The sequence below is a fragment of the Verminephrobacter aporrectodeae subsp. tuberculatae At4 genome, assembly GCF_000193225.1.
Taxonomy (GTDB): domain Bacteria; phylum Pseudomonadota; class Gammaproteobacteria; order Burkholderiales; family Burkholderiaceae_C; genus Acidovorax; species Acidovorax aporrectodeae.
Genome location: NZ_AFAL01000377.1, coordinates 1 through 6,001, shown reverse-complemented (window position 1 = coordinate 6,001; position 6,001 = coordinate 1). Strand labels below are relative to the sequence as shown.

Annotated in this window: 3 protein-coding genes and 1 pseudogene; 1 reads left to right on the top strand and 3 read right to left on the bottom strand. The window is 64.7% G+C overall.

Annotated elements, in window-relative coordinates:
• Window positions 1-309: pseudogene (locus tag VTU_RS0109500) on the bottom strand (ABC transporter permease); the annotation flags it as partial.
• 3 nt (window positions 310-312) lie between these two features.
• Entirely contained in the window at window positions 313-1,887 is a 1,575-nt protein-coding gene (locus tag VTU_RS0109495; RefSeq protein ID WP_010103622.1) for an ABC transporter substrate-binding protein, read from the bottom strand.
• A gap of 416 nt (window positions 1,888-2,303) precedes the next feature.
• Between VTU_RS0109495 and VTU_RS0109490 the strand changes: the two genes are divergently transcribed.
• Window positions 2,304-4,952 (top strand): [protein-PII] uridylyltransferase, encoded by a 2,649-nt coding sequence (locus VTU_RS0109490; protein ID WP_010103621.1) that lies wholly within the window; start codon window positions 2,304-2,306, stop codon window positions 4,950-4,952.
• Between the two features lie 123 nt (window positions 4,953-5,075).
• Here the strand turns inward: VTU_RS0109490 and VTU_RS30665 are convergent, their stop codons facing one another.
• Window positions 5,076-5,798, bottom strand: coding sequence for a class I SAM-dependent methyltransferase (locus VTU_RS30665; protein WP_010103620.1), 723 nt, complete (start codon window positions 5,796-5,798; stop codon window positions 5,076-5,078).
• Window positions 5,799-6,001 lie beyond the last annotated feature (203 nt).

Below are 6,001 nucleotides of genomic sequence, written 5' to 3'. Positions count from 1 at the left end.
GTTGCCAATCTGCGCGCTGACCGAATTGCGATTCGCCCACGAGGTCCCGAAGTCACCCTGCGCGGCGCCGCCGAGCCAGGAGAGATAGCGCGCGCTCAAGGACCGGTCGAGGCCGAGTTCTCTGCGGATGTTCTCCACCGCCTCGGGCGTTGCGGACTGGCCGAGGTAGGTGGTCGCAAAATCACCCGGCAGCGCTTCGATGCCGCAGAAAATCATCAGCGAAACGGCGAGCAACAAGGCGGCGGACAGGCCGAGCCGGCGCAAGATGATCCAGAGCAGCGGACTGCCAGCCCGCGTGATGGCCGCCATGGGTCAGGCGTCGAACCAGACGCGCGAGGCGACATAGCCGTTCGACATGTCGTTGCCGATGTCGCTGACGAAGCCCTTGAGATTTTTTACCGACCCGTTGAGGTAGTCGTTGAACACCGGCAGGATCAGCCCGCCCTCGTCGCGCACCATCGTGGCCATGTCCTGGTAGATCGCCCGGCGCCTGGTGTCGTCAAGTTCCGACCGCGCATTCAACAGCATCTGGTCAAAGTCGGGCCGCTTGAAACGCGTGTCGTTCCATTCGGCGCTGGAAATGTAGGACGTCGCGTAGCGCGCATCCTGCGTCGGACGGCCCCCCCAATAGGACGCCGAAAAGGGCTGCACATTCCAGACGTTGGTCCAGTACCCGTCGTCCGGCTCGCGCTTGATCTGAATCTGTATGCCGGCCTTCTTCGCGCTCTCCTGATAGAGCACGGATGCATCGACCGCGCCGGCGAACGCCGCCTCCGAGGTGCGCAGCAAGAGGGGCTGGTCGTGCCTGGACTTCTTGTAGTGAAAAGCGGCCTTGTCCGGATCGTAGACCCGTTGTTCCATGCCTTGCGGCGCCAAGGCGTAATTGCTGTTGATCGGGTAGTCATTGCCCAATGTGCCGTAGCCGCCGAGGATGCGCTCGAGGATCGCCTGCCGGTCGATCGCGTATTTCAACGCCAGCCGCAGATCGTTGTTGTTGAACGGCTTGGTGTCGCAATGCGCAAGAAAGCAGTAAAAGCCCTTGCCCGACGAACGCAGAATCTTGACCGTGGGCATGCGCTTGAGCAGGTTGACGGTTTTCGGCTCGATCGAGTTGATGAAATGCACCTGCGCGGACGACAGCGCGGCAATGCGGGCCGTGGTGTCGTTCATCACGATCAGCTCGACGCTATCGACGAAGCCGCGGTCGGAGCGCCAGTCGTCCTTGTTCTTCTTGAACGTGACGCGCACACCGGCCTGGTAATTCGTCAGCATGTAGGGGCCCGTGCCGATGGCGGCGCCCGGGTTGTCCAGGCCGCCATTGGGTTGGACGATCAAGTGGTAGTCGGTCAGGATCAGCGGCAGATCGGCATTCCCCTCGGTCAAGCCGATGACCAGGTCGCCGCCCCTGTCTTCGATGCTCTTGAGCGCGCGCAAAAGGCCCAGCGCCCCGGACTTGGACTTTTCATCGCAGTGGCGTTTGAGCGTGGCCACCACGTCGGCGACGGTCATTTTCTTGCCGTTGTGGAACTTCACGTCCTTGCGGATCTTGAAGGTCCAGGTCACGGCGTCAGGCGTCGCGGTCCAGGACTCCGCGAGCGCCGGCAGCGCTGCGCCGGTTTCCGGATGCGACTCGACCAGCGTGTCGCCAAACGTCTTGCCGATGGCGAACAGCACCGCGCCTGAGTAGGTCGCCGTATCGAGTGAGTCGGTCGTGGCTCCGCCGTTGATGCCGAGCTTGAGATGCCCGCCGCGCCTGGGTGCCTGAGCTTGCGCCTGGGTTGCGCACAGCGTTGCAGCCAGGCCCAGCGCGGCCGTGCTCCCCAGGAACTCCCGCCGATCCATACCGGTCGCTTCCTGCGCCGGCATTTTCCCGTCCAATTTGGTCATTGCAATTCCCTTTTCGCGTTTTCAGGGCGCGGCCCTGGTTTCTTGAAAAATTCCACCTCCCTGTGTTCCCGTTTTGTTTCAATTCAATCGGGTTATTTTGTCGCGGCCCGGTCGGTCACGGGCGCATTGTGTCGCGGGATGGGCGCGTGAACGCTGCATGCGGCAGACGCATCGCCCATCCGGAACAGCGCCAGTGCCACATTCGGAGGACCATAATGTGCAAGAACCGTGCCGCTGCTACTTGCGGCAGCATAGCCCAGACTTCCGCGCGCTGCCCAGGTAATTTCCCTAGCCCGCATATTTTGCCGCATCATGCGGGCGCGTCGAAACGGGGCCGCCGTGGCCTCTGGCTGGTTCCATGGAACATTTCACCTACACCCTCTGCGGTCTGATTAGGCATCATTCGAGACACCGGCATGGCCCACCTCCCTGCGTACCCCACGACGATGACCGAACTCCATGCGCTGCGCGACGCCTACCGCCGCGACAAGGCCGCGCTGCTCGCGGCGATGCAATCCACGGGCGCGTCCGCGCGCGGTATCCGCGCATTGCTGCGCAAACTGTCGACGCTGGCCGGCGATCTGCTGCAAACGCTGTGGCAGCGCGCCCGCTTGCCCGACGAGATGGCCCTGGTCGCGGTGGGGGGCTTCGGGCGCGGGCAGTTGTTTCCCTGCTCCGACGTCGATGTCCTGCTGTTGTTGCCCGATGCCGTGGTGCCCGAGCTGCACTCCCGGCTCGAAGGCTTTATCGGCAGCTGCTGGGACGCGGGGCTGGAGATCGGATCGAGCGTGCGCACCGTGGCCGAATGCCTGGCCGAGAGTGCCGGCGACGTCACGGTGCAGACCTCCCTGCTCGAGTCGCGCCTGCTCTGCGGCAGCGCGGCGCTGTTCGGCCAATTTCAGCACCAGTACCGTGCGCAGATGAACCCCGCGGCCTTTGTGCTGGCCAAGACGCTGGAGATGCGCCAGCGCCACACCAAGTACGAGAACACCCCTTACGCGCTCGAACCGAATTGCAAGGAATCGCCGGGCGGGCTGCGGGACCTGCAGATGATCCTGTGGGTAGCGCAGGCTGCGGGCCTGGGCAGCCACTGGAAGGCGCTGGCCGCGAACGGCATCGCGACCGCCTTCGAACTGCGCCAGATCGAGCACAACGAGGCGCTGCTGTGCCTGATCCGCGCGCGCCTGCACGCGGCTGCGGGCCGGCGCGAGGATCGGCTGGTGTTTGACCTGCAAACGGCCGTTGCCGAATCCTTTGGCTACCGCTCGCAGGCGCCCGATGGCACGCGCCTGCCGATGCGCGCCAGCGAAACCCTGATGCGCCGCTACTACTGGGCGGCGAAGGCGGTGTCGCAGCTGAACCAGATCCTGCTGTTGAACATCGAGGAGCGGCTGAGCCCGTCAACCCACGCGCCGCGCCCGCTGAATGCACGCTTCTTCGAGAAGGCCGGCCGCATCGAAGTGGCCGGCGACGATTTGTACACGCGCGACCCGCACGCGATCCTGGAGACCTTTTTGCTCTACCAGACAACGCCGGGGCTCGGGGACCTGTCGGCGCGCACGCTGCGCGCGCTCTACAACGCGCGCAGCGTGATGGACAGCGCGTTCCGGCGCGACCCGGTGAACCGCAGCGCCTTCATGCGCATCCTGCAACAGCCCTCGGGAATCACGCACGCGATGCGGCTCATGAACCAGACCTCGGTGCTCGGGCGCTACCTGTGGCCGTTTCGCCGCATCGTCGGGCAGATGCAGCACGACCTGTTCCATGTCTACACGGTGGACCAGCACATCCTGATGGTGCTGCGCAACGTGCGCCGCTTCTTCATCGCCGAGCACGCGCACGAGTACCCGTTTTGCTCGCAGCTCGCGGGCGACTGGGACAAGCCCTGGGTTCTGTACGTCGCAGCGCTGTTCCACGACATCGGCAAGGGCCGCGGCGGCGACCATTCGCAAATCGGCGCCGCCGAGGTGCGGCGCTTTTGCCACCAGCATGGCGTGCACCGGGACGACGCCCGGCGCATCGAATTTCTGGTGCGCGAACACCTGACCATGAGCACCGTCGCGCAAAAGCAGGACCTGAGCGACCCGGACGTGATCGCCGCGTTTGCGCACCGGATGGGCGACGAACGCAACCTGACCGCGCTGTACCTGCTCACCGTGGCCGATATCCGGGGCACCAGCCCGAAGGTCTGGAACGCCTGGAAGGGCAAGCTGCTCGAAGACCTGTACCGGGCCACGCTGCGCGCGCTGGGCGGCCGGGTGTCCGACGCCGCAACCGAAATCGAGGCGCGCAAGCGCGAAGCGCTGGTGCTGCTGGCGCTCGACGCGCAGCCGTTCGACGCGCACAAGGCGCTGTGGGCGACGCTCGGCGTGAGCTACTTCATGCGCCACGACGCCGCGGACATCGCCTGGCACGCGCGCCACCTCTCGCGCCACGTGGGGGCCGCGAAACCGGTGGTGCGCGCGCGCCCCTCGCTGGCTGGCGACGGACTGCAAGCGATGGTCTACACAGCAGACCAGGCCGACCTCTTCGCGCGCATCTGCAGTTACTTCGACCGCGCGGGTTTCAGCATCCTGGACGCGCGCGTGCACACCGCAAGCAACGGCTATGCGCTCGACACCTTTCAGGTCGTGGCGTCGTCGCAGCCGGGGCATTACCGCGAACTCACGCAGATGGTCGAAAGCGATCTGACGCGCCTCATCGAAGCCGGCGGCCCGCTCTCCGAGCCCGCGCGCAAGCGGGTCTCGCGCCGCGTGAAGAGCTTTCCGGTGGCCCCGCGGGTGGGCCTGCAACCCGACGAGAAAGCGCAGCGCTGGCTGCTCACGATCTCCGCCAGCGACCGCGCCGGCCTGCTCTATCTGGTGGCGCGCGTCCTGGCGCAGCACCGTCTGAGCGTGCAACTGGCCAAGGTCAGCACCCTGGGCGAGCGCGTCGAAGACAGCTTTCTGATCCAGGGCCCCGAATTGCAAAACAATGCGCGCCGGATCCAGATCGAGACCGAACTGCTGCGCGCCTTGTCCGATGAAGAAAGCATGCACGAGCCGGCCGCAGCGGGAGGCGCATGACCGGAGACTTTGTCACGTGAGGCGTTCGAGACCGCTCAATGATGTGAAGCTGAGCACGCTTTGCGCATCACCAAATACCACGACAGTCGGCATAGACCCCCTTGAGCCTGTCGTTCGTATTGACTATCGCTTCGTCGCGCAGAACACCGCGTGGCCGGCGTAATGCCAGATAACGTCGACGTCTTTGAATCCGGACTCCTGCACCCAGTTGAGCTGCTCGAGCAGGGTCGAGGGCTTATCGATCTCGTCCCCCACCGGGGTCCCGCTGTACATGTTCCACTCCAGTTCGTGGAATCGCTCAAGACCGCGCAGATCGCCGAAGGCATCGAGCGAATTGCGGGCAACGGCGCAATTCCACTGTTGCGCGGCGATCGCGGTGGCCACGGCACCCGCGGGAAGCACCACGTCACATATCACGAGGCGCCCGCCCACCTCGAGCTCGGCAAACGCCTTCCTGAACAGGCGCTTCTTGCCTTCGCCGTCGAGATGGTGAACTGCCAGGGACGAAATCAAGGCGTCCGGCCGGCTTGGCAGAGACATGTCCGCGAAGTTGTGAATGTCGAAGGACTCCACCACTGCGCGCGCACCAAAGAGCGACAGACGCTCTTTCGCGTGTTCGCGCATGCGTTCGGACCGATCGAGCCCCAGGTAGTGCGTGGCGCCGTGGCGCATGAGCACGCGCCTAGCGAGCTCACCGTCACCGCACGAGAGCTCGATAACGAAGGCTCGCCGATCCCCGAGGTCCATCGCCCGCACGATCGTCTCGTGCAGTTCGTCCCGTGAGGGAACGAAGAGATGTGCTCCATCGATGAAGGTTTCCGATTCCAGTTCGGTCCAGTCGCTCACTTTTCTCTCCCTGATTCAGCGGCCCAATCGGTGGCCAAGTTAACTGAATTCGCCGTCAAACTCCAGCGTCGAATCTCACGTGCGGCTCGCGACGCATTCCGGAACCGGATGCGTAAACTGACGACGCGACAGACCCTGCACTGGTCGCTCGACGACCTGTTACGGTCCCCGGGAAAACGCGGCCGGCCTATCCCCGCGAGCGC